The sequence below is a fragment of the Amycolatopsis sp. NPDC006125 genome, assembly GCF_040614195.1.
GTDB classification, from domain to species: domain Bacteria; phylum Actinomycetota; class Actinomycetes; order Mycobacteriales; family Pseudonocardiaceae; genus Amycolatopsis_E; species Amycolatopsis_E tucumanensis.
Map to the genome: position 1 here is coordinate 1 of NZ_JBEXTZ010000084.1, position 26,112 is coordinate 26,112.

Annotated in this window: 26 protein-coding genes and 1 pseudogene; 13 read left to right on the forward strand and 14 right to left on the reverse strand. The window is 71.7% G+C overall.

Translation table 11 applies throughout. The annotated features are described in order from the left end of the window. Together ABZ193_RS32530 and ABZ193_RS32535 are read right to left on the reverse strand one after the other, a co-directional pair. A pseudogene (locus ABZ193_RS32530) lies at positions 1-467 on the reverse strand (type IV secretion protein Rhs); the annotation flags it as partial. A 58-nt stretch (positions 468-525) separates the two neighbouring features. Then, positions 526-1,359, reverse strand: coding sequence for a helix-turn-helix transcriptional regulator (locus ABZ193_RS32535; RefSeq protein WP_020416328.1), 834 nt, complete (start codon positions 1,357-1,359; stop codon positions 526-528). Between the two features lie 100 nt (positions 1,360-1,459). Between ABZ193_RS32535 and ABZ193_RS32540 the strand changes: the two genes are divergently transcribed. From ABZ193_RS32540 to ABZ193_RS32550, 3 genes are read left to right on the forward strand one after another with little or no spacing between them, the layout of a single operon-like run. Beyond that, on the forward strand, positions 1,460-2,872 hold the full coding sequence (locus ABZ193_RS32540) for an MFS transporter (RefSeq protein ID WP_354712592.1): 1,413 nt from the start codon (positions 1,460-1,462) through the stop codon (positions 2,870-2,872). Positions 2,873-2,924: 52 nt separating this feature from the next. Further along, positions 2,925-3,449, forward strand: coding sequence for a sigma-70 family RNA polymerase sigma factor (locus tag ABZ193_RS32545; protein ID WP_354712593.1), 525 nt, complete (start codon positions 2,925-2,927; stop codon positions 3,447-3,449). Beyond that, entirely contained in the window at positions 3,442-4,311 is an 870-nt protein-coding gene (locus tag ABZ193_RS32550; protein ID WP_354712594.1) for a VOC family protein, read from the forward strand. The genes ABZ193_RS32545 and ABZ193_RS32550 overlap by 8 nt, the downstream gene beginning before the upstream one ends. 154 nt (positions 4,312-4,465) lie before the next feature. On the opposite strand, the gene ABZ193_RS32555 is transcribed toward ABZ193_RS32550, so the two are convergent. After that, a complete protein-coding gene (locus ABZ193_RS32555; RefSeq protein WP_354712595.1) occupies positions 4,466-5,788 on the reverse strand; it encodes a UDP-glucose/GDP-mannose dehydrogenase family protein in 1,323 nt (440 codons plus the stop codon). Positions 5,789-5,946: 158 nt separating this feature from the next. On the opposite strand from ABZ193_RS32555, the gene ABZ193_RS32560 reads away from it, so the two are divergent. Further along, positions 5,947-6,705 (forward strand): SDR family NAD(P)-dependent oxidoreductase, encoded by a 759-nt coding sequence (locus ABZ193_RS32560; protein WP_354712596.1) that lies wholly within the window; start codon positions 5,947-5,949, stop codon positions 6,703-6,705. On the opposite strand, the gene ABZ193_RS32565 is transcribed toward ABZ193_RS32560, so the two are convergent. Then, a complete protein-coding gene (locus ABZ193_RS32565) occupies positions 6,702-7,841 on the reverse strand; it encodes an erythromycin esterase family protein (RefSeq protein WP_354712597.1) in 1,140 nt (379 codons plus the stop codon). The genes ABZ193_RS32560 and ABZ193_RS32565 overlap by 4 nt on opposite strands. Before the next feature lie 81 nt (positions 7,842-7,922). On the opposite strand from ABZ193_RS32565, the gene ABZ193_RS32570 reads away from it, so the two are divergent. Continuing rightward, positions 7,923-8,627, forward strand: coding sequence for a TioE family transcriptional regulator (locus ABZ193_RS32570; RefSeq protein ID WP_354712598.1), 705 nt, complete (start codon positions 7,923-7,925; stop codon positions 8,625-8,627). A gap of 734 nt (positions 8,628-9,361) precedes the next feature. Here the strand turns inward: ABZ193_RS32570 and ABZ193_RS32575 are convergent. Beyond that, complete coding sequence (locus tag ABZ193_RS32575; protein WP_020416320.1) at positions 9,362-10,996, reverse strand: TM0106 family RecB-like putative nuclease; 1,635 nt, start codon at positions 10,994-10,996, stop codon at positions 9,362-9,364. A gap of 103 nt (positions 10,997-11,099) precedes the next feature. Here ABZ193_RS32575 and ABZ193_RS32580 point away from each other — a divergent pair, with 103 nt between their 5' ends. Beyond that, entirely contained in the window at positions 11,100-11,564 is a 465-nt protein-coding gene (locus ABZ193_RS32580) for a DUF6474 family protein (protein ID WP_354712599.1), read from the forward strand. Here ABZ193_RS32580 and ABZ193_RS32585 read toward each other — a convergent pair whose 3' ends face one another. Genes ABZ193_RS32585 through ABZ193_RS32600 form a run of 4 tightly spaced genes read right to left on the reverse strand, consistent with a single transcriptional unit; the run spans position 11,565 to position 15,124 of the window. Further along, positions 11,565-12,524 carry a glycine betaine ABC transporter substrate-binding protein gene (locus tag ABZ193_RS32585; protein WP_020416318.1) on the reverse strand — a complete coding sequence of 320 codons (960 nt, stop codon included), beginning with the start codon at positions 12,522-12,524 and terminating at the stop codon, positions 11,565-11,567. Beyond that, positions 12,521-13,297 (reverse strand): ABC transporter permease, encoded by a 777-nt coding sequence (locus ABZ193_RS32590; RefSeq protein WP_020416317.1) that lies wholly within the window; start codon positions 13,295-13,297, stop codon positions 12,521-12,523. The genes ABZ193_RS32585 and ABZ193_RS32590 overlap by 4 nt, the downstream gene beginning before the upstream one ends. Continuing rightward, positions 13,294-14,439 carry a betaine/proline/choline family ABC transporter ATP-binding protein gene (locus ABZ193_RS32595; RefSeq protein WP_237339802.1) on the reverse strand — a complete coding sequence of 382 codons (1,146 nt, stop codon included), beginning with the start codon at positions 14,437-14,439 and terminating at the stop codon, positions 13,294-13,296. The genes ABZ193_RS32590 and ABZ193_RS32595 overlap by 4 nt, the downstream gene beginning before the upstream one ends. A 37-nt stretch (positions 14,440-14,476) precedes the next feature. Continuing rightward, complete coding sequence (locus ABZ193_RS32600) at positions 14,477-15,124, reverse strand: ABC transporter permease (RefSeq protein WP_020416315.1); 648 nt, start codon at positions 15,122-15,124, stop codon at positions 14,477-14,479. A 227-nt stretch (positions 15,125-15,351) separates the two neighbouring features. Here ABZ193_RS32600 and ABZ193_RS32605 point away from each other — a divergent pair, with 227 nt between their 5' ends. From ABZ193_RS32605 to ABZ193_RS32620, 4 genes are read left to right on the forward strand one after another with little or no spacing between them, the layout of a single operon-like run. Then, complete coding sequence (locus ABZ193_RS32605; protein ID WP_354712613.1) at positions 15,352-15,867, forward strand: hypothetical protein; 516 nt, start codon at positions 15,352-15,354, stop codon at positions 15,865-15,867. A gap of 25 nt (positions 15,868-15,892) precedes the next feature. After that, positions 15,893-16,627, forward strand: coding sequence for a YcnI family protein (locus ABZ193_RS32610; protein WP_237339791.1), 735 nt, complete (start codon positions 15,893-15,895; stop codon positions 16,625-16,627). Beyond that, positions 16,627-17,160 (forward strand): copper resistance CopC family protein, encoded by a 534-nt coding sequence (locus tag ABZ193_RS32615; RefSeq protein ID WP_237339792.1) that lies wholly within the window; start codon positions 16,627-16,629, stop codon positions 17,158-17,160. The genes ABZ193_RS32610 and ABZ193_RS32615 overlap by 1 nt, the downstream gene beginning before the upstream one ends. Then, positions 17,157-18,182 carry a CopD family protein gene (locus tag ABZ193_RS32620; protein WP_020416311.1) on the forward strand — a complete coding sequence of 342 codons (1,026 nt, stop codon included), beginning with the start codon at positions 17,157-17,159 and terminating at the stop codon, positions 18,180-18,182. The genes ABZ193_RS32615 and ABZ193_RS32620 overlap by 4 nt, the downstream gene beginning before the upstream one ends. Before the next feature lie 155 nt (positions 18,183-18,337). Here the strand turns inward: ABZ193_RS32620 and ABZ193_RS32625 are convergent, their stop codons facing one another. Together ABZ193_RS32625 and ABZ193_RS32630 are read right to left on the reverse strand one after the other, a co-directional pair. After that, positions 18,338-19,246 (reverse strand): aminoglycoside phosphotransferase family protein, encoded by a 909-nt coding sequence (locus tag ABZ193_RS32625; protein ID WP_354712600.1) that lies wholly within the window; start codon positions 19,244-19,246, stop codon positions 18,338-18,340. Positions 19,247-19,250: 4 nt separating this feature from the next. Beyond that, on the reverse strand, positions 19,251-20,633 hold the full coding sequence (locus ABZ193_RS32630; RefSeq protein WP_017986057.1) for a helix-turn-helix transcriptional regulator: 1,383 nt from the start codon (positions 20,631-20,633) through the stop codon (positions 19,251-19,253). A gap of 293 nt (positions 20,634-20,926) precedes the next feature. Between ABZ193_RS32630 and ABZ193_RS32635 the strand changes: the two genes are divergently transcribed. Both ABZ193_RS32635 and ABZ193_RS32640 read left to right on the forward strand, forming a co-directional pair. After that, on the forward strand, positions 20,927-21,244 hold the full coding sequence (locus ABZ193_RS32635; RefSeq protein ID WP_235716045.1) for a hypothetical protein: 318 nt from the start codon (positions 20,927-20,929) through the stop codon (positions 21,242-21,244). 13 nt (positions 21,245-21,257) lie between these two features. Further along, positions 21,258-21,656 (forward strand): hypothetical protein, encoded by a 399-nt coding sequence (locus tag ABZ193_RS32640; protein ID WP_354712601.1) that lies wholly within the window; start codon positions 21,258-21,260, stop codon positions 21,654-21,656. Positions 21,657-21,905: 249 nt separating this feature from the next. Here the strand turns inward: ABZ193_RS32640 and ABZ193_RS32645 are convergent, their stop codons facing one another. Further along, positions 21,906-23,153 (reverse strand): MFS transporter, encoded by a 1,248-nt coding sequence (locus tag ABZ193_RS32645; protein WP_354712602.1) that lies wholly within the window; start codon positions 23,151-23,153, stop codon positions 21,906-21,908. Then, complete coding sequence (locus ABZ193_RS32650; RefSeq protein ID WP_354712603.1) at positions 23,150-24,424, reverse strand: GH1 family beta-glucosidase; 1,275 nt, start codon at positions 24,422-24,424, stop codon at positions 23,150-23,152. Before ABZ193_RS32650 ends, ABZ193_RS32645 begins: the two co-directional genes overlap by 4 nt. 121 nt (positions 24,425-24,545) lie before the next feature. Between ABZ193_RS32650 and ABZ193_RS32655 the strand changes: the two genes are divergently transcribed. Continuing rightward, the gene (locus tag ABZ193_RS32655; RefSeq protein WP_020416304.1) at positions 24,546-25,172 is read left to right on the forward strand and encodes a TetR family transcriptional regulator; all 627 of its coding nucleotides are present in this window, start codon (positions 24,546-24,548) and stop codon (positions 25,170-25,172) included. A 1-nt stretch (position 25,173) separates the two neighbouring features. On the opposite strand, the gene ABZ193_RS32660 is transcribed toward ABZ193_RS32655, so the two are convergent. Beyond that, positions 25,174-26,082 (reverse strand): SDR family oxidoreductase, encoded by a 909-nt coding sequence (locus ABZ193_RS32660; protein WP_354712604.1) that lies wholly within the window; start codon positions 26,080-26,082, stop codon positions 25,174-25,176. Positions 26,083-26,112: the final 30 nt, after the last annotated feature.

Below are 26,112 nucleotides of genomic sequence, written 5' to 3' on the forward strand. Positions count from 1 at the left end.
GAGGAAATCCCCTCCGCCAGCGACGCCGCCCCCGCCAGCGCCTCCGCCTGCGCCGCCCCGTTCTCCCGATAGGTGTCCGCCCCCTGACCGGTCCAGCCCGCCGTGCCACCGTCGACCTCGTTCTTCAAATCACCCGCGACGGCGCCGACCTCCCTGGCCACGTTCGCCCACGTGTCGGAAAACGACTGGATCACCGGCGGGTCCCCGGCCAGCCAGTCCAGCGCCTCCTTGAGCGGCCGCACATGCTCGATCAGCCACGCCACCCCGTACTGCGCCAACGTGCCCAGCGGATCGATCACCATCGACAGGACCTCAAGACCCGTGCCCAGCGCCCCCAGCCCGCCCTCGACCCACGACCCGTCCTTGATCCCGTTGGACAGGTCCTGCGCCGACTCCAGAATCCCGATCCCCGTCACCCCGGTCGTCGTCGACACCGGCGCCGCGACCAGCGGGTTGCCCTCGGTCATCCGTCCCCCAATCTGCCCGGGGTACGACGCAACCAGCCCCTGGGCCGGTTCCGCAAGATCAGCGGGCGACGAGTTTCGCGGCCGTCTCGCTGTCGGCGGGGGTGTAGGTCGTCAGGCGGACCTCGGAGCGGCGGCCGAACCACAGGTGCGTGTAGTCGAAGCTCAACAGGCCCGCCTCGGGGTGCACGAAGCACTTCGTGAGGTTCCGCATCGGCTGGACGTCGTGCTGGTTCCAGATCGCCTCGAACTCCGGGGACTCCCGTCGCAGGCGTTTGACCAGCGCCTTCCAGCCCGGCTCTGCGACGTGCTCGGCCATCGACGCGCGGAACTGCGCCACCGAGCGCGGCAGGCCGTCCTCCCAGTCCCGCAGCCTCGCCCGCCAGCGCGGGTTCGTGAAGGCCAGCAGCATCGAGTTGCGCTCCTCGACCGGCACGCTCCCGACGTCCATCAGCCAGTCGTAGGTGCGGTTGTAGGCGAGGATGTCGGTGCGCGCGTTCTGCACCGCCGCGGGGAAGGGTTCCAGCTGGTCGAGGATCGCCCGGATCTGCGGCGTGACGACCTTGCAGTCCTTCTCCATCGGCGGCTCGGGCGCGCCGGCGAGGGTGAACAGGTGGCTGCGCTCGTGCTGGTCGAGCTGCAGGGTCCGCGCGACCGCGGTGAGCACCTGCTCGGACGCGTGGATGTCGCGGCCCTGCTCCAGCCACGTGTACCAGGTGACCCCCACCCCGGCGAGCTGCGCGACCTCCTCGCGCCGCAGCCCAGGCGTGCGGCGGCGGCCGCCCGCGGGCAGGCCGACCTGCTCGGGCGAGATCCGTTCCCGGCGGCTGCGCAGGAACGCGGCCAGCTCGGCGCGGCGGATCTCGTCGGCGGACATGCGCACGGCGGTGGTCATGCTGCCAGCCTGGCACGCCACCGATCCTGTTACCAGGTAGTCCTGATACCTGGATCAACGCTATCTGGTACCAGGCTCCGCGGAAGCCCACGGTGGAACCATGACGACAACCCTGGCGCCGGCCGAGACCCGGCAGGCACTCACCCGCGGTGGGCTCGCCACCGTGCTCCTGGGGGCGGCGCTGGCGCCCATCGACCTGTACATCGTCAACGTCGCACTGCCCACCATCAATGCCGACCTGCACACGACCGCCGCCACGCTGGAGTGGATCGTCGCCGGTTACGGCCTCGCGTTCGCGCTCCTGCTGGTCGTCGGCGGGCGGCTGGGCGACGCGTTCGGCCACCGCCGCGTGTTCTCCCTCGGCCTGGCCGCGTTCACCCTGACCTCGCTGGTCTGCGGGCTCGCCCCGAACGCGGGCGTGCTGGTCGCGGCCCGTGTCGCCCAGGGCGCGGCGGCCGCGCTGGTGGTGCCGCAGGTGCTCTCGATCATCCAAGCCACCACCTCCGGCGAGCGACGCTCCCGCACCATCGGCTACTACGGCGCCACCGGCGGCATCTCGATGGTCGTCGGCCAGCTGCTCGGCGGGGTCCTGGTGTCGGTCGACCTCGCCGGCGGCGGCTGGCGGCCGATCTTCCTGGTCAACGTGCCGATCGGGCTGCTCGGCCTGGTGCTGGCCCGCCGTCTGCTGCCGGACACCAGGGCGAACCACCCGCTGGGCGTGGACCTGCGGGGCACCGCCCTGCTCGGCCTGACCCTGCTCGCGCTGCTCGTGCCGCTGTTGGAGGGCCAGGCGCTCGGCTGGCCGGCGTGGTGCTGGGCGCTGCTCGTCGCGGTCCCGTTCGGCGCGGCCGCGTTCGTCACCGTGGAACGCCGGCTCGAAGCGCGGGGCGCGACGCCGCTGCTGCCGCCGTCGCTGGCACGGATGCCGAGCATGCGCCGCGGGCTCGCGGTCGGCGTGCCGTTCTTCGCCGGGTTCGGCGGGTTCCTGTTCGTCTACGCGCTCGTCCTGCAGGACGGCCTACACCTCGGCCCGCTCGCGTCGGGTCTCGCGCTCACCCCGATGGCCGTCGCGTTCCTGGTGTTCTCGCTGCTCAGCAGCCGGTTCGTGGCCCGGCTCGGGCGGCACGTCATCGTGCTCGGCACGACCGTGCAGGTGCTCGGGCTGCTCACCCTGATCGGCACCGTGCTGCTGGCCTGGCCGGACGTCACCGTCCTCGCCCTCGTCCCCGGCATGCTGGTGACCGGCGCCGGGCAGGGACTGGCCGGGCCGACGCTCTTCCGGGTCGTCCTGTCGCGGGTCCCGGCGGACAGCGCGGGCGCAGGCAGCGGGATGCTCACCACGACCCAGCAGAGCGCGCTCGCGCTGGGCGTCGCGACCATGGGCACGCTGTACGTCGCGCTGGCCGGGACGTGGGGCGCGCAGGACGCGTTGCTGCTGGTCACCGCCCTGCAGGCGACCGTGATGGCCGTCGCCGCGGTCGCCGCGCGGCGGTTGCCGGACCCGCGCGGCTGAAAATCCGCGCGAAGGGCGTCGGAGAACCGCTCCCCCGGGCGACGATGGGGGTGTGAGCGAACCGCGGGTACGACCGGACCCGGCCTTCGCGCTGCTCGACCTCTACGAGACGGCGCTGCCGGAGGTGTACGGCTACCTGCTCGCGCGCTGCGGTGACCGGGGCGTGGCCGAGGAGCTGACCTCGGAGACGTTCCTCGGCGCCGTCAGCGCGTGCCGGAACCCGGGAGCGCCGCCGGTGAGCACGCCGTGGCTCATCGGGGTGGCCCGGCACAAGCTGATCGACCACTGGCGGCGGCGGGAGCGCGAGGAACGCGGGCTGCGCGTGGTGCACGAGTCCGAGGCCGACTCGGTGGACCCGTGGGACGCCGAACTGGACGCCCTGCTGGCCCGCGAGGTGCTGGAGTCGCTGGGCGCGCACCACCGCGCCGCGCTGACGCTGCGGTACCTGGACGGTCTGCCGGTGCCGGAGGTCGCCCGCCTGCTGGGCCGGACCGTGCACGCCACCGAAGCACTGCTGGTCCGGGCGCGATCCGCGTTCCGGGCCGCCTACCGGGAGAAGGAGGTGCGTGATGACTGACCCATTCGACGCACTCCGCGCCCCGGTCCAGCCGGTCGCCCCCGATCCGCGGTTCGCCGACGAACTGCGCGAGCGCCTGCGTCGCGCTGTGTTGAACGGAGGAGAGATGACCAGCACGGAAGCACCCGCACGGGCGGAACTGCACTCGCTGACCCCGTACCTCGCCGTGTCCGACGCGCGGCGGGCGCTGGACTTCTACGTCGAAGCGTTCGGCGCGCAACGCCGCGGCGACCCCATCGTGATGCCGGACGGCCGCATCGGGCACGCCGAACTGGCGATCGGCGACAGCGTCCTCATGCTGGCCGAGGAGTTCCCGGAGATCGGGCACGTCACGGCCGCGGCCGGGGCGAGCATCCGGATCGAGCTGTCCGATGTGGACGCCGCGGTGGCGCGCGCCGTCGAGCTGGGCGCGCAGGTGCTCGACCCCGTGTCCGACCGCGGGCACGGCCGGTCCGGCTCGATCCGCGACCCCTTCGGCCAGCGGTGGCTGCTGTCCCAGGCGCCGGTCCGCGCGAGCGGCCAGGACACCGCGCGGCACGGCCAGGCCATGTACTTCACCTTCCAGGTCCCGGACGACGAGGCCGCGAAGGCGTTCTACGGCAGCGTCCTCGGGTGGCAGTTCTCCCGCGGATCCGTCGAACACGCCTGGGGTTTCGAGGGGCCGGGTCTGGAAGGCGGCCTGTGGGGCGGGCCGCGGCAGGTCGGCTGGAAGCTGATGTACGCGGTCGACGACGTGCACGCCGCGGTGGAGCGCGTGCGTGCGGCGGGCGGTCAGGTGACGGAAGTCGACCGCAAGCCGTATGGGCTCACGGCCGATTGCATCGACAACCAGGGCATCGAGTTCTGGCTCTGGCAGCCATGATCGGACTGACGATGGGCCGCCTTTCGTAGCGGTGCGGGTGGCGGAACCTCAGACGCCCCCTCGCTGTGGGATCGCCTCCTCATGAACGCCAGTTCACCACGTCGGCGCTGTCCTCGCGAGGGGACGTCTGAGAACCCGCGGCGGCGCAAGCTGCTCAGCCGGCAACACCCGACGGACTCGGCAGGGCGACGCGGGCCGGGCGGGGGCGGCCGAGGCCCACATAGGACAGTCCGGCGTCCGTGATGGTCCGCGGCTCCAGCAGGTTCCGCGTGTCCACCACCCCGTCGCCCTGCATCAGGTCCGCCACGTAGCCCCAGTCCAGCTTGGTGAACTCGGCCCACTCGGTGAGCACGACGATCGCGTCCGCGTCCTTGGCCACCTGGTACGGGTCGTCGACCACGGTCATGCCGGGCAGCGCCTCGCGCACCGCCGGGTCGTAGGCCGTCACCTCGGCGCCGTGCGCGGCGAGCATCGAGGTGACCGACAGGGCGGGCGAGTCGCGCAGGTCGTTGGTGCCCGCCTTGAACGCCAGGCCCAGCACGCCGATCCGGGCGGCGGCCAGGCTGCCGCCCACGGCGCCGGCGATCTTCGCGACGATCCGGTCCCGCTGCGCGATGTTCTCCACGATCGCCGCGGTGAGCAGCGAGAAGTCGAACCCGACGGACTCGGCGACCTGCACCAGCGCGTGCGTGTCCTTGGGCAGGCAGGAGCCGCCCCAGCCGGGGCCGGGCTTGAGGAACGACCGGCCGATACGGCGGTCGTGGCCCATCCCCTCGGTCACCGACACGATGTCCGCGCCGAGCCGCTCGCACAGTTCGGCGATCGCGTTGACGTAAGACAGCTTCATCGCGAGGAAGCAGTTGGCCGCGTACTTGACCAGCTCCGCGCTGGCGGCGTCGGTGATGACGTTCGGCGCGGACAGGTCGCGGTAGAGGTCGGCGACGCGGCGCGCGGCGGCCTCGTCGTCGGAGCCGACGACGATCCGGTCCGGGTGCATGAAGTCGGCGACCGCGGTGCCCTCGCGCAGGAACTCGGGGTTCGCCACCACCGGCACGTCGTCGCGGCCGAGCAGGGCGCGGATGCGCTGGGCGGTGCCGACCGGGACGGTCGACTTGGTGACCACCGCGCACCCGGCCGGCAGGACGTCGGCGATCTCGGCGATCACCGCTTCCACGGCGCGGAGGTCGGCGGCGCCGCCCGCGCCCATCGGGGTCGGCACGCACAGGTAGACCGCGTCCGCTCCGGCGACCGCGGCGCGCGACCCGACCACGAACCGCAGCCTTCTCGCGGCGAGCCCGCGCGTGACCAGTTCCTCCAGGCCGGGCTCCAGGATGTCCACCCGTCCCGCGGCGAGCCGGGCCACCTTGACGTCGTCCACGTCCACGCAGGTCACCTGGTGTCCGAGGGCGGCGAGGCAGGCCCCAGTGGTCAGTCCGACGTATCCGGTGCCGATCACGACGATGCGAGCTCCGCTCATGCTGCCGACGGTGACAGCCGCAGTTGACCGCAGTCCTAACGGAAGTCGTCCGCCCCGGGTACGTCGCGCGACGGGTGAGGAGGGCCACGCCAGGCCGGGGAAAACGAGCGTTAACCTCGTGTGCAGAGCAGAGTGGCCGGCCACGGAAGGAACCGTTCATGCAGATCAAGGACACCGCCGCGATCGTCACAGGTGGTGCGTCGGGACTCGGTGGCGCGACGGCGAAGGCGCTCGCCGAGCGGGGCGCGCACGTGTTCGCGCTGGACCTCGCCGCCGGGATCGAGAAGGCGGAGAAGGTCGAGGGCATCACCTACGTCGAGGCCGATGTCACCGACGGTGACCAGGTCGCGGCCGCGGTGGAGCAGGCCGCGGGCGGGTCGGTGCCGCTGCGGGTCGTGGTGAACTGCGCCGGCATCGGGCCGTCCGCGCGGATCCTGTCCAAGAAGGGCAGGCACGACCTGAACCTGTTCCGCAAGGTCGTCGAGGTCAACCTGATCGGCACCTTCAACGTGACGACCCTGGCCGCCGAGGCGATCGCCAAGACCGAGCCCATCGAAGACGGCGCCCGCGGCGTCGTCATCAACACCGCGTCGGTCGCCGCCTTCGACGGGCAGATCGGGCAGGTCGCCTACTCGGCGTCGAAGGGCGGTGTGGCCGGGATGACGCTGCCCGCGGCGCGCGACCTGGCTTCGCACGGCATCCGGGTCATGACGATCGCGCCGGGCATCATCGACACCCCGATGCTGGCCACGGTCTCCGACGAGTTCCGGGCCGGCCTGGCGGCGGGAGTGCCGTTCCCGAAGCGCCTCGGCCGGCCCGACGAGTACGCCCAGCTCGCGGTGAACATCGTGGAGCACGACTACCTCAACGGCGAGGTCATCCGCATGGACGGCTCGCTGCGGATGGCGCCGCGCTAGGCACGCAGCACCAGGGCCTGGGTGTCGGTCCCGGCGCTGACGTGCAGGATCGCGTCGGCGCCGTCGACCGTGGCCTGGTCCAGCGGGAAGTAGCCCTGCATGGGGTTGGTGTCGGTGCGCGTCTCCGCGGCAGCGAGTTCGCGCGCCGGCACCAGGCCCCACTCGTCGACGCGGCTCTGCAACCGGCCCTCGAACGTCTCCGGCCCTGGCTCGCCGAGGTCGATCGCCTTGCTGCTGCCCAGGCTGCCGACGATCAGCCGGTACCGCTCGCCCACCAGCGACGAGACGATGGCGCCCGCGCTGGACCAGTTCATGTCCATCGGGCCCAGCCGCATGTGGCTCTCGTTGCGCTGCAGGTGCCGGTTCTGGCCGAACACCAGGACCGGGCCGCGCTCGGCGTCCCGGATGTCGAGCAGGTTCTGGGCCATCATCGCGTCGCGGAACGCGCTCATCCGGGTCCAGCGGGCGCTGTCGTCGACCGGTTCCGCGGCCTGGCGGTGGTACCGCAGCAGGCCGAGGCCCGCGGTGAGGTGGATCCGCGCCCGGTCCCACTGCGCGCGAGAGGTCGCCGCGATCAGCATCGGCGCGCTGGCGTAAAGGGTGACCAGCATGTCGTCGGCGATCACGCGGAGCCGGTCCGCCTCGGGCGTGGCGCCGGGTGATTCGGCCGCCTTCAGCACCGCTTCCGTGCGGTTCCACCGCTCGTCGTCACCGGTGAGGGCCGCGATGTCGTGGTCGAGGCCCAGGTAGTCCCGCGCGTGCTCCAGGTAGGTGCGCGGGCTGGGCGCGTTCATCATCTCGGTGGAGACGTCGAAGCCGTGGAAGGCGAGCGGCCGCTCGGCGGTCTCGTTGTACTCACGCATCCAGGTGATCAGCCGCCGGTTGTTGTCGAGCTCGCCGAAGCGGTGCGAGAAGCCCTCGCGCATCACCGTGTCCAGGTTGCCGGCGCCGTGCTGGACGTACTCGTTCACCGCGAGCGCGGCGACGCGGTCGGTCTCCAGCGCGATCGCGGTGACCGCACCGGCCAGCTCCGCGAACAGTTCGTTGCGGATCAGGGCGAAGGCCGATTCCAGGTGGGCGGGCTCGCCGAAGGCCAGGAAGTCGACGTCCGGGGCGAGTAGTTCTCGAATGTCCATGAGCCTCAATCGTATCGTTGAAAGACCCATTGAGACTTTTGTTGGCTTGGCCTGGGTAGAGTGCGCTAAAGTCTCCAACCGGTGGTCACCTTGAAACCGGCGGATCTCGCGCGCGAGCACGGCATCTCGACGCAGGCGGTGCGCAACTACGAGCGCGACGGCTTCCTCCCGCGCGCCGACCGCACGCCCAGTGGGTACCGGGTCTACACGGAGGTGCACGCCGCGGCGCTGCGGGCGTTCCTCGCTCTCGTCCGGGCCTACGGGCACGCGATCGCCGGGCAGATCATGAACGCGCTCAACGAGGGCAGGCTCGACCACGCGCTGACGCTCGTCGACCGCGGGCACGCCCAGTTGCTGCGCGACCGCGAGACTCTGGACTCGGTGCGCAAGGCGGTCGGCCACCTGACCGAAGCCCCGCCCGTGCCGGAAGGGCCGGCGCGGACGATCGGCGAACTCGCGCGGAGGCTGCGCGTCACGCCGGCGACGCTGCGCAAGTGGGAGGAGGCGGGCATCGTCGTGCCCACCCGCGACCCGGCGACCGGCTACCGCCTCTACGAGCCCACCGACGTCCGCGACGCGGAACTCGCGCACCTGCTCCGCCGCGGCGGCTACCTGCTGGAGCACATCGCGGAGGTGGTGCGGCAGATCCGGGCCGCGGGCGGAACGGAGGCGCTGGCCGGCGCTTTGACGGCGTGGCAGGGGAAGCTGACCGCGCAGGGAGTGGCGATGTTGGAGGCCGCCACGCAGCTGAGCGCCTACCTCCGCGTGGCCGAGGCTTCCGGTTGACGGGCGCGCGGTGGGGATGGGCAGCGTGGGTAGGCAGGCCGACGCCCGGGGCAGGCCCGTAGGCGAAGGCCAGGATGGCGCGGCCCGGCAGGCCCGTGAGCCGAGACCCGGGCGGCACAGCCCGGACAGGGCCCGCGAGCCGAGGCCGGGATCGCGCGGTGGGGATGGCGAAGCGCGGGTAGGTAGGACGCCGCAAGCCCAGCCGACGGCCGCGGGGAAGGCCCGTAGGCGAAGGCCAGGATGGCGCGGCCTGGCAGGCAAGCCCCGTAGCGGAGGCCGGGACGGCGCGGCCCCGCAGGCCTGCGAACGGAGACCGGGACGGCGCAGCCCGGCCAGGCAGACCTGCGAGCCGAGACCCGGCGGCCCAGACCGGGCCCGCGAGCCGAAACCCGGATCGCACGGCGCGGACGGCACAGCCCAGGCAAACAGACCCGCGAACCGAAACCCAGGCAGCACAGCCCAGACCGGGCCCGCGAGCCGAAACCCGGATCGCACGGCGGGGACGGCGCAGCCAGGCAAACAGACCTGCGAGCCGAGACTCGGGCAGCACAGCCTAGACCGGGCCCACGAGCCGAGAACCGGTTCGCACGGCGGGGATGGCACAGCCCAGGCAAGCAGGGCCGCCATGCCGTGCCAACGGCCTCCCGGCAGTGCGCGGTCAGTGGCGCCCCAGCGCCCGCAGGCGGGCCACCACCAGGGGAAGCGCCACCAGGCGGCGCCTACCGCCCAATGACCTACAGGTCACCCATGAACGGGATGCCGTTCGCTGTCGTGGTCATCCACTCGCGCAGGGCGTGCGTGGCTCGTACGTCGTCCTCGTTGTAGCGCAGCAGTCGGTCGCGCTGGGTCAGGTCCGGCTCGCCGCCGTCCATGCCTACCGCCTGGCGGTACCAGCGCATCGACGCCTCGCCGCCTGCTTCCGGGTCGCGCCAGGTGAAGCCGGCCACCGGGGCCACCACCTTCAGCCCCTTGCCGCGCGAGCACAGGAACTGGTCGGACACGCTGCGGAACAGGTCCACCCACTCGTCCGAGTCCACAAAGGACTGGATCTCCGCCTTGGCAGGCATGCCGGGGTGGTCGCCGAACCGCTCGACCGACCCGAAGAGCCAGCGGTTCTCGGCCATCGCGTTGTAGCAGTAGGCCCGGAAGGTCAGACCCGCGGCGAGGGTCCGTTCCCGGACCTCCCGCAGCCAGGTCCAGAACTCCGTGAACGACCGCGCCTCGTCCCCGGTCGGCAGCGGCTGCCAGGTCACGAACGCGCGGTAGCCCTGCTCGATCCCGATGTCCGCGCCGCTGAGCAGGCAGCCCCACAGGTAGGCGCCGGACTCGCCGAAGGACTCCATGTCGATGTCGACCTCGACGTCCGCCCGCGCCACCTCGACCTCGCGGACGCGGCGCACCATCGTCAGGTCCGCCAGCCACGCCCTCGCCAGCGCGACCGCGTCGGCGAACGGCCCGGACGTCCAGATGATCGGCGGCTCGTCGTCCGGGTCCAGCGCGGCGAGCTTGTCCACTGTGGAAACCCCGGCGCGGCGCAGCTCCATCGCGTCCTCACCGCGCACGACCAGGCTCACGTCCCGCATCGCGGTCAGCTCCGCCTCGCACGTCGGCCACCACGGGCACGTGCGGCACTCCAGCACGCGGGACGGCTCGGCCAGCGCGGGGCCACCGCTGCGGGCGGCCTCGGCGATCGCCAGCCGGTCGGCGAAGCGCGTGTCGTACTCGGTCAGCGCCGTGCGGCCGTTCGGCCAGGTGGCGGCGGACAGGTCGTGCCACAGCACCACGTCGGCGTCCAGACCGATGACACCGCCGACCAGCCGGGCGGACGCCACGCCGTGCGCCTCCAGCATGCGGCGCAGGTGGGCCAGCCGCATCTGGTCGCGCGGGTGCGAGCGGACCCGGCGCGCCGGGTCGGGGATCGCGTGCCGCGGGTCGAGGTCGTGAGGCGGCGTGGTGACCGCGCCCGCGCCCGGGTCGGTGATGCGGTGGCGCACCACCAGCACCGGCAGGTACCCACCCTCGGCGCGGACCAGCAGCTCGGACCCGCCGCGGCGGTGGCCGGCCCGGTCGGCGGGCAGCAGCGCGCCCCAGATGTAGTCGGCGCCCTGCGCCATCGCCTGCTGGGTCGCGGCGGCCCGCTCCGGCGGCGGCAGCTCACGGTCGACGACCACCCAGCTCGCGCCCTGGTTGGCCGCGATCAGCCGGTCGCGGATCTCGGCGCGGTGCGCGGCCGCGTCGGCGATGCGCTGCTCGGCCGACGGGTCCGGCGGGGCCAGCGGCACCTCGCGCATCGCCGGGTCGTGTTCGAGGTGCACGCGACGACGGCAGCGGCTCACCGCGCCGGCCTCGAGCAGCACCTCAGGTTCCATGACACCTACTTTAGAGAGGACCACCGACAGTTCCGCGCCGAGTGTGACCGGCGCATTACGTGTCGGACATGCTCCGGCTTGTGCGTGCCGCTACATTCAGCCCATGGCTCGCAAGAAGACCAAGACGCCGGCCGAGACGGGCATCACGCCGAAGAAGGCCAAGAACGCGGTCGCCGTCGCGAAGATCGTGGTGCCCGCGGTGGCACCCGCGCTGGCACCGCTCGCGGTCAAGGCGGCGAGCGCGGTCCGCGACGCCTACGACCACTACCAGGCGCGGCGCCTCGGGGTGCCGATCGACCGGCTGTCGGAGTTCACCGGCCGCGGCGCGCACCTGCTGGCGCGCATCGCCGGCACGTCCGAGGCGCTGGCCGAGGTGCGCAAGGCCGAACGCGCGAGCGACGACGACGTCTGCTTCGCGAAGGACTCGCAGGCGACGCTCGAACAGCTGACCGCCGCGGTACGGGCCGCCGAGCGGATGCCCGGCACGCGCCGCAAGGCCGCGCACCAGGCGGTGACGGCCGAGCTGGAGCGGATCGAGGGCCAGCTGCTCAAGCGCCTCGGCGTCTAGCTACTGGATGAAGCCCTTCGCGACCATCCAGTCGCGGGCGACCTCACCGGCGTCGCGGCCGTCGACGTCCACCTGCTTGCACAACTCGATCATCTGCTGGTTGTCCAGCGCCTTCGCGACCGGTTCGAGCACGCCGCGCACCGCCGGGTGCGCGTCCAGGAACTCCTTCTTCATCGTGACCGCCGCGTTGTACTGCGGGAAGAACCGCTTGTCGTCGGCCAGGACGCGGAGGTTCAGGCCGGCGATGCGGCCGTCGGTCGTGAAGATCTCGCCGAAGTTGCAGGTGCCGCTGGCCACCGCGGAGTAGATCGCGCCGGTGCCGAACGTCTTCACCTCCGTGGTCGGGAAGCCGTAGGTCCGCTGCACGCCCGGCATCCCGTCCTGACGGCTCGCGAACTCCGTCTCCACGCAGAAGATCGCCTGTTCCGGGTGCTGCTTCAGGAACTCCGTCATGTCCGAATTGGACCGCAGGTTGTGCTGCCGCGCGTAGGCCTCCGTGGTGGCGAACGCGTAGGTGTCGTTCACCGGCGAGTAGTCCAGCCAGGTGATGCCGAACTGCGCCTCGTCGGCCGCCTTCGCCGCGTCGAACTGGGCCTTCTCGTCCGGGATCGGCTCGGTGTTGCCCTGGTAGGAGATCCACGCGGTGCCGGTGTACTCCCACGAGATGTCGATCTGCCCGTTGATCAGCGCCTGCCGCGCGGAGTTCGACCCGCTGATGTTCGTCAGGTCGGTGATGTCCGCACCGGCCGCCGACAACGCCAGCTCGGCCATGTAGCCCAGGATGATGTTCTCGGTGAAGTCCTTCGACCCCACCGCGATGTCCACGCCCTCCAGGCTCGGCACCGGCCGGATCGACCCGGGCTTCACGTCGTACGGCAGCGCCGCGTTGACGTCCAGGCCGCACGCGGTGAGCGAGGTCGTCAGCAGCGCCGCGCCGAGAATCGCCTTGAACCGCTTCACGCCAGCCCCCTCGGTCCGAAGACGCGTTCCATGACCGCGCCCAGCCAGTCGATCAGCAGTGCGAGGCCGACCGCCAGGATCGCGCCGGTGACCAGCACGGGAACGCGGTTGAGCTTGTACCCGGTGTCGATCAGCTCGCCGAGCCCGCCGCCGTTCACGAAGAACGCGAGCGTCGCCGTGCCGACCGCGAGCACCAGCGACGTCCGGAGCCCGGCCAGGATCAGCGGCACCGCCAGCGGCAGCTCGATCCGGAACAGCACCGCGCGGCCGGACATGCCGATGCCGCGGCCGGCGTCGATCAGCGCCGGGTCGACCGAGTTGATGCCGACGATCGTGTTCCGCAGCACCGGGAGCAGCGAGTAGAACGCGATCGGCAGGACCGCGACCCAGAACCCGTCCCACTGCGTCCACAGGAAGAACAACACGATCACGCCGAGCGCGGGCGCGGCCTGCCCGATGTTCGCGATCGTCAGGAACACCGGCGCGACCGGCCGCGCCCAGGAGCGGGTGAGCACCGCGCCGAGCGGCACCGCGACGCCGACCACGATGACCGCGACCGCGACCGTGATCAGCAAGTGCTGCCACGTGGCCTCCAGCAGCCGGGCGGCGTTCAGGTTCTGCGCCTCGATGGCGTCGTTGTCCCGCAGCAGCGCCCAGGCCACGACCGCGGCGACGACCACCACGACCACCGCGGGCTGCACCAGCAGCCGCGCCCGTTCCGCGCGGCGAGAGCCGGATTCGGTGGTGAACCCCTTGTCGACGGCTGTGGTCACGCCGGCCCCCCGTCGTCGGAGTGCTCCTCGCGCAGCCGCTGGATCGTGCCCATCACGGTGTCCAGCTCGATCATCCCGGCGTACTCGCCGCGCGCCCCGGTGACCGGCACGCCGCCGCCCTCGACGAGCATCGCCTCCAGCGCGTCCTGCAGCGTCGACTGCAGGCTCACGTAGTCGCCGATCGGCTTGCCGACCCCCTCCAGCGAGGTCGCGCTGCCCAGGTCGCGGACGTGCACCCAGCGGACCGGGCGGCGGCGGTGGTCCAGCACCAGCGCGTACGTGCGGCGCTGCTCGGTCATCTGCCGCCGCAGCTCGGCGGGCGAATCGCCGATCGTCGCGGTCACCGTGTCCTGCTTCAGCTCGACGTCGCGCACCCGCAGCAGGGTGAGCTGCTTGAGCGAGGCGCCCGCGCCGACGAACCCGGCGACCGTGTCGTCGGCCGGGTTGGCCAGGATCGCGTCCGGGGTGTCGTACTGCAGGATCTTCGACTGGTTGCCGAGCACCGCGATCTTGTCGCCGAGCTTCACGGCCTCATCGAAGTCGTGGGTCACGAACACGATCGTCTTGCCCAGTTCGGACTGCAGCCGCAGCAGCTCGTCCTGCAGGTTGCCGCGGGTGATGGGGTCGACCGCGCCGAACGGCTCGTCCATCAGCAGCACCGGCGGGTCGGCGGCGAGCGCGCGGGCCACGCCGACGCGCTGCTGCTGGCCGCCGGAGAGCTGGCGCGGGAACCGGTCGTGGAACTGGGCCGGGTCGAGCCCGACCAGGTCGAGCATCTCGTCGACGCGGTCGGCGATCTTCTTCTTGTCCCAGCCGAGCAGCCCGGGCACGACCGCGACGTTCTCCGCCACCGTGAAGTGCGGGAACAGCCCGGCCTGCTGGATCGCGTAGCCGACCTTGCGGCGCAGGCGGTCCGGGTTGAGGCTCAGCGCGTCCTCACCGCCGATGGTGATCCGGCCGGACGTCGGCTCGATCAGCCGGTTGATCATCCGCATCGTGGTCGTCTTGCCGCAGCCGGACGGGCCGACCAGGATCACGATCTTCCCAGCCGGGATCGTCATGGTGACGTCGTCGACCGCGGGCTGGCGCGAGCCGGGGTAGCGCTTGGTGACGTGCTCCAGCTGGATCTCGACGCCGGACACCGCGCCGGATTCGGCCTGTGCGGGAGATTCGATGGTTTCAGACACGGACACCCCTGGGAACGGTGAAGCGGGAGATCAGGACGTAGATGCCGTCGAGGATCAGCGCGAGGACCACCACGCCGATCGTGCCGGTGAGGGCCTGGCTCATGGAGTTGGTGCTGCCGGCGTTGGTCAGGCCGGCGAACACCTCGGACCCCAGCCCCGGCCCCTTGGCGTAGGCGGCGATCACCGCGATGCCCATCAGCATCTGGGTCGCCACGCGCATGCCGGCCAGGATCGCGGGCCAGGCCAGGCGCAGCTCGACGCGCGTGAGCACGCCGAACCGGCTCATCCCGATGCCCTTGGCCGCGTCGGTGACCGCGGGGTCGACCCCGCTCAGCCCGACGATGGTGTTGCGCACGATCGGCAGCAGCGCGTACAGCACGAGCGGGATCACGCTGGGCGCGACGCCGAGCCCGACGACCGGGATCAGCAGCCCGATCAGCGCGAACGACGGGATGGTGAGGACCGTGCTGGCCAGCGCGGTGGCCAGGGCCGATCCGATGGGGCTGCGGTAGACCGCGACGCCGATCAGCACCCCGATGACGGCGGCGATGATCGTGCACTGCACCACGGCGCTCACGTGGAGCCAGGCCTGCAGCCCGAGCCTGCTCCACCGATCGGCCACGTATTCGAACAGGTTCATCCCCGGTGGCCGCCTCCTCCCGGTTCGTCGTTCACTCGTCCGGCCTACCCACCGTTGCCGAAAAACGTGAAAGTCTCAACTACCGACACCGGGTGACGGTCCATTGAGCACCGATTTCCGGACCGCTCCCAGCGTTCACCACCCGGGACGCCGTCGCATGATCATTCCCGGTCTCCTACCCTGGATCGGTGAGCAAGCGACCCCAGCGACACGGAGCGTCACGCACCGTGCGCGGCGTCCTGCTCGCGCTCACCTCCGGCGGCCTGGCCGTCAGCGCGCACGCGCTCGCCCACGGCGGCCTGCCGGACACCGCGCTGACGCTGCTGCTCGTCCTGCTCGTCGGCTGGACCGGCACCGCGCTGGCCGACCGCACCCGCGGCCCGGTCGGCGTGCTGACCGTCCTCGGCGCGGCCCAGCTGCTGATGCACGTCGTGCTCGACGAGCTGATGCCGCACGCCGGCGACATGCCCGGCGCGATGTTCGCCGCCCACGCGGGCGCGACCGTCGTGACCGGACTGCTGCTGGCGCACGCCGAAGCGCTGCTGGACGTCGCCGCCGCGCGGTTGTCGCTGCTGCTCCCGGTCCTGTTCGGACCGCTCCCGCCGCCGGTCCCGCTGCCCGTCGCGCCCGCTCCGGCGCCGGGCGTGCCGCAGGTGCGGGTGCTGTTGAGCCGGATGCACGCGAGGCGCGGCCCGCCCGCGCGCCCGGCGCACCACACCCTTCACCTCAGCGCAGCGCGCTGACCCACTCACTTCTTTCAGGAGCATCATGACGAACAACGCCGTCATCCGGCGCGGGCTCGTGCTGGCCGGCACCGTCGGGATCGCGGGCCTGCTGGGCGCGGGCGTCGCGTCCGCGCACGTCACCGCCAACGTCCTCGGCTCGGAGCCGCAGCAGGGCGGGTACGGGGCGATCACGTTCCGCGTGCCGAACGAGGAGGAGAACGCCGCCACCGTCAAGGTGGAGATCGACTTCAAGCCGGAGTACGCGATCAGCTCGGTGCGGTACCAGCCGATCCCCGGCTGGACCGCGGAGGTCACCAAGACCCCGCTGCCGGCGCCGGTCAAGAACGGCAAGGGCCTCGACGTCACCGAGGCGGTCACGAAGGTCGTCTTCACCGCTCAGCCGGGCACCAAGATCGGCCCCGGCGAGACCCAGTACCAGGACTTCGGCATCACCGCGGGCTCGCTGCCCGCGGTCGACGAACTGGTCCTGCCCGCGATCCAGACCTACGACAACGGCACGGTCGTCGCGTGGGACCAGGTCCAGGCAGCCGGCGCGGAGGAGCCGGAGCACCCGGCGCCCACCGTGTCGCTGGCCGCGGCTTCGGCCTCGGGCGACTCGCACCACGCGAAGACCGCCGCCGCGCAGGCCGCCGCGGAGGAGTCCGCTTCCACCGACGACACGGCCCGCTGGCTCGGCGGCGCCGGACTGGTCGTCGGCGCGCTCGGCCTCGGTGTCGGCGCCGGCGCGGTCCTGCGGTCCCGGAAGGCGTCGAAGTAATGCGCCGCCTGCTCGTCACGGTCGCCACCGCACTGGTCGCGCTGGTCGTCACCGCCACCCCGGCGCTGGCGCACAACGTGCTCGTCTCGTCCGACCCGGCCAAGGACGCCACGCTCGCGACCGGGCCGTCGAAGATCACGCTGACTTTCGACGCGCCGGTGCAGGGCGGCAACGTCAACCAGGTCTCGGTCACCGGCCCCGGCGGCACGCAGTGGGCGGAGGGCGACGTGCAGATCAACAGCAACGTCGTCACCGTCGGCGTGCGGCCGCTCGGCCCGGCCGGGCAGTACACCGTCGGGTTCCGGATCCTGTCCGCCGACGGGCACCCGGTGACCGGCGAGGTGCCGTTCACCCTCACCACGGCCGGCAACGGCACCCCGGCGACGGCCAGTGCCGCGACCGGGGCCGACACGGCCGCACCCGCCGCCCAGTCCGGCGGCGGGGTTCCGGTGTGGGTGTGGATCGTCGGCGCGGTGGTCCTGCTGGCCATCGGGCTGACGCTGGCTCTCCGGATGGGCAGGGAGAAGGCGTGACCACGGCGGCCGGGGCCACCTCGCAAGTCCGTTACCAGGCGATCGTCGCGATCGTCACCGCCGCGCTGGCCGGCGCGCTGATCGGCGTCGCGCTGACGGCGACCGCGCCGGTGCCCGGGGTGGCGGAGGTCAGCGAGGTGGTCTCGGTCGCCATCCCGATCGTCCGCGTGCTGCTCGACCTGGCCGCGGTGACGACGATCGGGATCGCCCTGCTGTCCGTGCTGGTCGGGTACGACCGGCCGAAGCTCACCGAGCCGATCATGCGCCGCGCCCGTCCGATCGCGCTGGCCGCGTCGCTGGTCTGGACGACGACCGCGCTGGTCACGCTCGTGCTGCAGACCGCCGAGTACCGGCCGCAGGTGCCGACGGTGAGCTTCGCCGACATCTGGGACTACGTCGTGCAGGTCGGCGCGGGCAAGGCGCTGCTCGTCGTCGCCGTGCTCGCGCTGGTCCAGGTCGGGCTCGGGGTGCTGACGCTGCGGCACGGCGAGAAGGTGCCCGCCGAGGTGCGCGTCGGGCTCGGCCTGTTCGCCCTGCTGCCGCTGCCGGTGACCGGGCACGCGGCGAACTGGGACTACCACGACTACACGATGATCTCGATGGAGCTGCACGTCATGGGCGCGGTCGCGTGGACCGGCGGCCTCGGCGCGATGGTCGTGCTGCTCGCCGCCAACCGGACGCTGCTCGCGCACGCGCTGCCGCGGTTTTCCAAGCTGGCCACGCTGTGCCTGGTCCTGGTGTCGGCGACCGGGCTGTTCAACGCGGTCGTGGAGATCCTGCTCAACCCGACGATCGGCCTGTTCACCGCGCTGTTCACCACGCCGTACGGGCAGCTCGTGGTGCTCAAGCTGGTGTGCGCGGCCGGGATCGCGGTGCTCGGGGCGATGGTCCGGTGGAAGCTGATGCCGCGGATCGTCCGGCACGAGCGGACCGCGCTCGCGACGTGGGCGACGCTCGAGCTGACCGTCATGGGGCTCGCGTTCGGGTTCGCGGTGGTGCTCACCCGGGCCCCGGTCAGCTAACCGTCAGTAGCTGCAAGTTGCACGCGTGGGGGACGGATTAATCCACCCAGGGTGACTAGCCGGACCGAATTTCCCACCGCGCGCACAGGGATCCGGACATACGACGAGCGGTCTCCTGCGGTCGGTAAATGTCCCCGTTTTTCCCACGATGTGGACTAGCGGTAGCGGGCCCACTCCGTGCCGGCGCGGCCCGCGCGCAGGTCGCCCAGCCGTCGCCGCAGCTCACCGCGCACGTGCGGGTGGCTGCGCAGGATCGGCAGCACGCTGGTCACGAGCTTGAGCTCGCGGGCGGCCCGCAGCACGGCGAACCCGTCCCAGTTGGTGACGTCGAAGCCGTACACGTCGGCGAGCATGCGGTACCGGCCCGCCGGGTCCCCGAACCGCTCGCGGCCGACGGCCAGCGGCGTGAGGTCCCACTCCGGCGGGCCGAAGCACGCGGAGTCGAAGTCGCACAGCACCGGGCCGTCCGGGCCGACGATCACGTTGCCCGGGTGCGCGTCGCCGTGGATCAGGCTCCGGTCCAGGGGGAACTCCAGCTCGCCGAGCGCGGCTTCGACCTCGGCGCTGCGGCGCAGCAGGAACCGGCGGTCGTCCGGGTCGAGCTCCTCGGCGTCGGCGACGCGGGCGCGCACGTCCGCCAGCGGCGCCCACTCGCCGACGCCGTCCGGGGCGGGCAGGGCGTGCACCCGGCGCAGCAGTCTGCCCAGGTCGGCGGCGTTCGCGCGGCGCTCGCCCGGCGGCACCCGGACCCACGCGGTGACGACGTGCTCGCCGACGTGGATCGGCTGGCCGACGCCGGGCAGCAGGCGGATCGCCGGCACGTCGTTGGCCTCGAAGTGCCGCGCGACCTCGACGACCTTGACGACCCGGTGCCGCAGCGCACGCGACCCGACGATGCGCATCACGACCGGCGCGCCGGCCAGCTCGTAGACGGCGTTGTTGGTGAACCGCAGCAGCCGGGCGCCGCGGTGGTCCAGACCCAGGAGGGCACACGCCTCGGCCAGCACGGCGGCCAGTTTCTCCTTGGTGAACCGGCCGTCCAGCTCGTCCGCGACGGTGCGCATCTTCCTAGGCGGCGAAGAACGAACTGATGCGTTCGTCCAGGTCGCGGGCGTCGGGGTTGTTGCGCCGCTTCGCGGCTTCCTCCTGCATCGGCATCATGCGGTCCTTCACGCGGGCCGACTTGAGGCCGTCCGCCGACTCCAGCGCCAGGCGGCCGATGCGGGCGCCGTGGTCGATGTCGCCGTCGATGAGGTGGTTGGTGGCCAGCGCGGCCTGGTTGAACACCTTGCTGCGCTGCATGTCCTCGCCGTAGGCCTCGATCGCCCTGGTCAGCGCCGGGATCGCGTACTGCGTGTGCTTCGTGTCGACGCCGCGCGCCAGTACCGTGTGGACGGTCCCGATCATCGCGTAGACGTCGGTCTCGTTGAAGAACTTCACCCAGTCCTCGGCCTCGGCCACGTTCGCGCGGGCGAACTCGTCCTTGGCCAGGCCGAGCAGCTTCAGCGACTGGTCCTCGTTGCCCATCATCGCGTAGGCCCACGCCTGGTTCGCCGCGAGCACGGAGATCGCCAGCTCGGAGCCGGATTCCTGCGCCGCGATCTGCCCCAGCTGGAACAGCTTGAGCGCGTCGTTCGGCGCTTCCTGGTGCAGGTAGACCCGGCCCATCCGGTACAGGATGTTGGCCACCAGGTGGTCGTTGTTGCCCTGCTTGGCCAGCTCCAGCGCGTTGGCGAAGTGCCCGCGCGCGGAGTCCATCAGTCCACTGTCGAACGACGTCCAACCGGCCAGGCTGTGCAGGTCGGCCAGCGCCACGAACAGGCGCGAGCGGACCGGGGTGGCCGCGGAGGAGTCGAGCATCTGCTGCCCCCAGGACAGCTGCGCGACCACGGCGTCGCGGCAGAAGCCGCCGCCGTACTGGTAGTCGAGCGCGCGCAGCGCTCTGGTCGCAGCCTCGACCTGGCGCACGTCGGTCATCCCGATGTGGCCGGGTGCCGGCGTCCTCGCGGGGCTCGCCGCCCATGCCCTCGGCGACGATCCCAGGATGGCCGCCCCCATCGTGACCTGGGCGGCGTGCGCGAGGAAGTTCCGCCGCTTCACGGACTCGTCCTCCTCAGCCTGCTGCTCGTCGGCTGCGCCGACGACCTGAATCTCGGTGGCCTCGTCGTAGGCGAGGCCCATGTATCCACGGGGGACACCCAAGCCGTCGGCGATCCGGGCGAGCACGTCGTAGGCCATCACCTGGCGGCCCTTGAGGATCTCCGAGACCTCCGACTGGGACTGGCCGGTGAGTGCGGCGATCTGGCGCTGGGATATGCCCTCCTTGCGCAGGTTCCGGTACACGGCACTGATGTTGCGGGCGGCCAGGGCCTCCCTCATCTCCCGCTTCTCCCAGGCATCCGAGCTGATCGGGTGTCCCTGGCGGGCATCAGTGTTGTCACCGGCGTCCATTGCGCCCCCTCACCGTCCTGTCGGGCGTCGATTCGCAGCGTAGGCACACCCATTGAACCCTGGGAAACGTCGTTGCGGGAGCCCTGATCGGTCGGGGTGAACTCCGGCGACCGTTCACCGGCTCGCCCACGCCGGTCGCCGCTGTGACCGCGGTTCGCCTTCTCTTCGGCTGCGGTTCATCGCAATCTAGTTCTCGGGTTCGGCGTGACCGAGCGGATACGCCCCGCGATCACGCAGAGCTACGACGAACACGGACAGCAAGCCCGAAGCAGAGCGGAGACACGGTGGAGTTCATGAACTCGATCTCGGCACCACGCGCCCAGGTCCACCGGCGGTCCTTCGCCCCGGCCGGTGCGCCGGTCGCGAGCCGGTCGGCGATGCCCGCGCCGGACCCGCGTGCCGCGCAGCTGCGCCGCTACGAGGGTGGTCAGCTGGTGTGGCGGGTGCAGTGCGGCGACATGATCAACCGCGACCGCTGCGTCACCGTGCTCGTCCAGGACGACCAGGTGGTCCTCGTCGGACCGCCCGGGGAAACGGCCCGCCTCACCGCGGGTCAGCTCGGCCAGCTCCAGGCGGCGCTGAACGAAGCCGCCAAACTGGCGGAAAGGTGACGGTGAGAATTCCGTGGATCAGATCCTTGGGCAGGTCCTCCGCAACGCGGTTTGGGAGCGCCTCGACATGCTCGCCGATCTCGCCACCAGGGCGGACGCGCAGTCCCTCGTCTCAGTGGCCCGGTCGGAACTGCCGCGGCTGACCGAGGGCTGGCGCGCGATGCTGACCGCTCACGAGCCCGACGAGCGGGGCGACTGCCCCACCTGCTCCACCCGGTGGCACCGCTGCAAGGCGCCGTGCTCGGTGTGGCAGGTCGCGCACGAGCACCTCGTCGCCGGCGGTCTCGCCCCCCAGCAGGACCTGCGCCGCCCGTCGCGCCGCAAGCCGAAGGTCCCGGCACAGACGCGCGGTACGACGCCGGATGAGACAACCGGTCGTCACGCGCTGATACCGCAGGTCGCGAACCGCTGACCACTCGGCGATTAATCGAAAAAACTCGGTAACAACCTCTAGCGGAACACCCCCGTCACCGCTATGTTGTCGATCATGGTCGAGGACGCGAAGTTGCAGATCGCACCTTGACCGCCCCGCCCTCGTGGCCCCGAGAACTCCGCGGACCGGTGCCGTTGCACTCCCCTCCCCCGACCGGCACCGGCCCGCGGGCCCAAAGGTACGGAGCTGAAGGGCTCCTCCGAACCCCGGAGGAGCCCTTCGGTGATTTCAGCGCACCGAGCGGACACCGAGGACGAACGCCCCGGCCGCCATCGTCGCGACCGCCGACGCGGCGAACAGTCCCGGGTAGCCGCCCAGCTCGGCCAGGATGACGGTCGCGGCGACCGGCGCGATCACCTGCGGCAGCGCGTTGGCGATGTTGATGACGCCCAGGTCCTTGGCGCGGTCCTGCGCGGCGGGCAGCACCTCGGTGAGGATGGCCAGCGCCACCGCCCAGTACGCGCCGAACCCGATCCCGAGCAGCGGGGACGCCGCCAGTGCCGCGGGCCAGGTCTGCCACAGCACCAGCACGATCGCCGCCGCGGCCATCACCACCACCGCGCCCAGCACGAACGGCTTGCGGCGGCCGGTCCGGTCGGACAGCGGGCCGACCACGAGGCCGCCGATCACCAGCGCGACACCGTAGAGGCCCATCATGATCAGCAGCCCGGTGTCCGGGTCCGGGTGGTGCACCGCGTCCTTCAGGAAGAACAGCAGGAAGAACGTGCCCAGCGAGTTGCCCAGGTTGATCAGGAAGTGGCAGCCCCAGGCCCACGCGAAGTCCGGGTGCCGCCGCGGCGAAACCCACAGCTCGCGCAGGACCGCGCGGAACCCGGTCGCCGGGCGCCAGTCCCGCGGCAGGGCGATGTCCCGCGTGCGCAGCACGAACGCGGCCGCGCCGAGCACCACGACCGCGGCGCAGGCGAGGTAGCCGCCGGGCAGGCTGGTGACCAGGACCGTCACCAGCACGGCGCCGAGGACCGTGCCGAGCATCTGGCTGATGCCGACGAGGCCGCCGATCCGCGCCCGCTGGCCGACCGGGACCCGGTCCGGCACCGCCGAGGTGAGCGTCGCGAGCATGCCGCCGAGCCCGGCCTGCACCAGGCACCAGCCGGCGACCATGACCGCCACGTTCGGCGCGACCGCCAGCACCACCAGGCCGAGCGCGCCGCACAACGCGCCCGCGAGCGTCCACGGGTGCCGCCGCCCGAACCGGGAGCGCGTGCGGTCCGAGGCCAGCCCGACCAGCGGGTTGGTGAGCAGCGCGACCACCGCGCCGATGCCGGTGACGATGCCGAACACCAGCTCCTTGTCCGCGGCGTCCAGGTGTTCGGCCTGCTCCGGCAGCAGCAGCTGGATCGGGGCGTAGATGCCCATCCACAGCCCGATGTTCGCGCCGAAGAGCAGGCCGATCCAGCCGGCCCGGACCGGGACCTCGGGTTCGGCGAGCGCGTCGGGCGTCCGCGTTCCGGTCATGCGCGCACCAGCTTCCGGTACCAGGAGAAGGAGTCCTTGGGAGTCCGGCGCTGCGTTTCGTAGTCGACGTGCACCAGTCCGAACCGCGGCGCGTACCCCTTCGACCATTCGAAATTGTCGAGCAGCGACCAAACGAAATACCCGCGGACTTCAACTCCCGCTGTTATCGCGGCGGCGACGGACCGCAGGTGCGCGTCCAGGAAGTCGATGCGCTCCTGATCGTGAACGCCGTCGAAGCTCGCGCCGTTCTCGGTCAGGTAGACCGGCGGCAGCTTCTCCCCGTACCGGTCGCGCAGGCCGGCCAGCAGCTCGAGCAGCGCGGCCGGCACGATCGGGGAGTCGTTGGTGGTGCGCGGAAAACCCTCGATCGGGCGAAGTTCGAACGGCAGCGGATTGCCCTCGCCGGGCGCCGCCGCGCCGTGCGGCTCGTAATAGTTGACGCCGTAGAAATCCAGCGGTTGAGCGATGTTCACCAGGTCATCGGCGTATCCGGCGGGAAGGTGCGGTTCGATTTCCGCGGGATAACTGCCGAGTAGCACCGGGTCCGAAAAGGTCCGGTTGAGCAACGCGTCCAGCCAGTGCGCGGCATCATGATCAGCTCGGGAGTTTGAAGTAGGCCAAACTGGACAATGATGGTTGGCGGTGCCGATGTTCGACGCACCCGCGGCCCGCAGAGCCTGGACCGCGAGGCCATGGGCGAGGTGTTGGTGGTGTGCGGTGGGGAGGGCGTCCAGCAGCAGTGTCCGTCCGGGCGCGTACTCGCCGATCGCGTACCCGAACACCGTCGTCACCATCGGCTCGTTGAGGGGGATCCACATCCGCACGCGATCAGCGAAGCGCTCGCCGAGGACCGAGGCGTACTCGGCGAACCGGTACGCCGTCTCCCGGTTCAGCCAGCCGCCCGCGTCCTCCAGCGGTTGCGGGGTGTCCCAGTGGTAGACCGTCGCCACCGGCGCGATGTCCGCTTCGCACAGCGCGTCGATCAGCCGGTCGTAGAAGGCCAGGCCCGCTTCGTTCGGCGCGCCGGACCCCGCCGGCTGGATCCGCGGCCAGGCGAAGGAGAAGCGGTAGGCGCCGACACCCAGCTCGGTCAGCAGCGCGACGTCCTCCGGCCAGCGGTGGTAGTGGTCGCACGCGACGTCGGCCTGCCCCGGGGCGAAGGTGTCCCACACCGACGGCCCGCGCCCGTCCTCGCTGGTCGCGCCCTCGATCTGGAAGGCCGAAGTGGACACGCCCCACAGGAAGCCGGGCGGGAAGGCGAGGTTCTCCACGAGCGACGTCCCTTCATCGGGGCTAACGTGAAAAGTTCTCAAATGCTAGCCCTTCCCTCGACCGGGGGGAAGCGGTCCGGCGCGCTAAAGTCCCTGTTCAGAGCACCAGAAGGAGCACAACGTGTCGGAGACCCAGGCGACGACGACCCCGCTTCGCCGGCAGCCCGTCCAGCAGCGCAGCGCGAAGCGGGTCGAGCAGATGCTGGACGCGAGCGCCGAGCTCATCGACGAGGTCGGTTATGACGCGTTGACCACCACCCTGATCGCGAAGCGCGCCGGGGTCGCCGTCGGTTCGCTGTACCAGTTCTTCCCCGACAAGCGGGCGGTCGTGCGGGCGCTGACCCAACGCAACCTGGACCGGTTCGTGCAGGCGGTGAGCGAGCGGCTGAGCCGCGAGGACCCGCGGCACTGGTGGGACGTCGTCGACTCGGTGCTGGACATCTACCTGGAGATGCACCGGACCGTGCCGGGCTTTTCGAAGGTCCACTTCGGCGACGTCGTGGACCGGCAGCTGCTCGACGACAGCCGGGACAACAACCGGGTAATCGCGGACTCGCTCGCCGACCTCGTCGGGAAGTACATCGACCTGAACACGCCGCGCCTGTCGCTGGCGATGACGGTCGCGATCGAGGCCGCGGACGGGCTGCTGAAGCTGGCCTTCCACCGCGACCCGCAGGGCGACGCGGAAATCGTGGGCGAGACCAAGCACCTCATCAAGCAGTACCTGGCCTCGCGCCTCGGGGAATAGCTCAATCCTTCTCGAAGTAGTGGCCCGCGTCGAGGTCGGCGAGCAGGCCGGGGTGCTCCGGCTTCCAGTCCAGCAGCCGCTGCGTGCGCTCGCTGGACGTCAGGTTGTCCATCGCCGCGAAGCGGGCCAGGAAGCCGAAGTGCGCCTCGGCCTGCTCGGCGGGGATGTTCTCTGTCGGCAACCCCAGGTGGCGGCCGATGGCCTCGGCGATCTGCCGGAGCGGGACGCCCTCGTCCCCCACGGCGTGCAGCCGCGAACCGGCCGGCGCCTTCTCCAGTGCCAGGCGGTAGAGCCGCGCGGCGTCCAGCGTGTGCCCGGCGGGCCAGCGGTTGGCGCCGTCGCCGAGGTAGCCGGACCGGCCCGCCTTGCGCGCGGCCGCGATCAGGACCGGGACGAAGCCGTGCTTGTCGAGTGAGCTGTGCACGATCGGCGGGAGCCGGACGACCGAGCTCCGGATCCCACGGTCGGCGAACCCGGCGAGCTCGTTCTCCGAGTCGACCCGGTAGCCGCCCGGCATCACGTCCTCCTCGGTGGCGGCGCGGTCCAGCCCGAGTCCCGCGACCATCGCGGTGCCCGAGGTCCCGACCAGCGGCTTGCCCGTGCCGGCCAGCACCTCGCCGAACGCCCGCACGACGGCCAGGTCGGTGTCGCCCGCGGCCGCGAAGTCCCCGGCGGTCATGGCTTCGTGGTCGAAGGCGAGGTGGATGACGCCATCCGCTTCGGCTGCCGCCTCCCGCAGGCCGTCCAGGTCCCGCAGGTCGCCCCGCCGCACCTGCGCGCCGGCGGCGGCCAGCTTCGCGGCCGCGGCCTCCGACCGCGCCAGGCCGACCACCTCGTGACCGGCCGAAAGCAGCTCCGGGACGACCGCCGAACCGATGTGCCCGGACGCGCCCGTGACGAAAACACGCATGGAATCCTCCTCAGTGATGTCACTTGGTGA

What these genes read in the sequence shown, in the direction of transcription:
- ABZ193_RS32535 (WP_020416328.1), bottom strand. Translation starts at nt 1,359, where the DNA reads ATGACCACCGCCGTGCGCATGTCCGCCGACGAGATCCGCCGCGCCGAG.
- ABZ193_RS32540 (WP_354712592.1), top strand. Translation starts at nt 1,460, where the DNA reads ATGACGACAACCCTGGCGCCGGCCGAGACCCGGCAGGCACTCACCCGC.
- ABZ193_RS32550 (WP_354712594.1), top strand. Translation starts at nt 3,442, where the DNA reads ATGACTGACCCATTCGACGCACTCCGCGCCCCGGTCCAGCCGGTCGCC.
- ABZ193_RS32555 (WP_354712595.1), bottom strand. Translation starts at nt 5,788, where the DNA reads ATGAGCGGAGCTCGCATCGTCGTGATCGGCACCGGATACGTCGGACTG.
- ABZ193_RS32560 (WP_354712596.1), top strand. Translation starts at nt 5,947, where the DNA reads ATGCAGATCAAGGACACCGCCGCGATCGTCACAGGTGGTGCGTCGGGA.
- ABZ193_RS32565 (WP_354712597.1), bottom strand. Translation starts at nt 7,841, where the DNA reads ATGGACATTCGAGAACTACTCGCCCCGGACGTCGACTTCCTGGCCTTC.
- ABZ193_RS32575 (WP_020416320.1), bottom strand. Translation starts at nt 10,996, where the DNA reads ATGGAACCTGAGGTGCTGCTCGAGGCCGGCGCGGTGAGCCGCTGCCGT.
- ABZ193_RS32580 (WP_354712599.1), top strand. Translation starts at nt 11,100, where the DNA reads ATGGCTCGCAAGAAGACCAAGACGCCGGCCGAGACGGGCATCACGCCG.
- ABZ193_RS32600 (WP_020416315.1), bottom strand. Translation starts at nt 15,124, where the DNA reads ATGAACCTGTTCGAATACGTGGCCGATCGGTGGAGCAGGCTCGGGCTG.
- ABZ193_RS32610 (WP_237339791.1), top strand. Translation starts at nt 15,893, where the DNA reads ATGACGAACAACGCCGTCATCCGGCGCGGGCTCGTGCTGGCCGGCACC.
- ABZ193_RS32615 (WP_237339792.1), top strand. Translation starts at nt 16,627, where the DNA reads ATGCGCCGCCTGCTCGTCACGGTCGCCACCGCACTGGTCGCGCTGGTC.
- ABZ193_RS32625 (WP_354712600.1), bottom strand. Translation starts at nt 19,246, where the DNA reads ATGCGCACCGTCGCGGACGAGCTGGACGGCCGGTTCACCAAGGAGAAA.
- ABZ193_RS32630 (WP_017986057.1), bottom strand. Translation starts at nt 20,633, where the DNA reads ATGGACGCCGGTGACAACACTGATGCCCGCCAGGGACACCCGATCAGC.
- ABZ193_RS32635 (WP_235716045.1), top strand. Translation starts at nt 20,927, where the DNA reads ATGAACTCGATCTCGGCACCACGCGCCCAGGTCCACCGGCGGTCCTTC.
- ABZ193_RS32645 (WP_354712602.1), bottom strand. Translation starts at nt 23,153, where the DNA reads ATGACCGGAACGCGGACGCCCGACGCGCTCGCCGAACCCGAGGTCCCG.
- ABZ193_RS32660 (WP_354712604.1), bottom strand. Translation starts at nt 26,082, where the DNA reads ATGCGTGTTTTCGTCACGGGCGCGTCCGGGCACATCGGTTCGGCGGTC.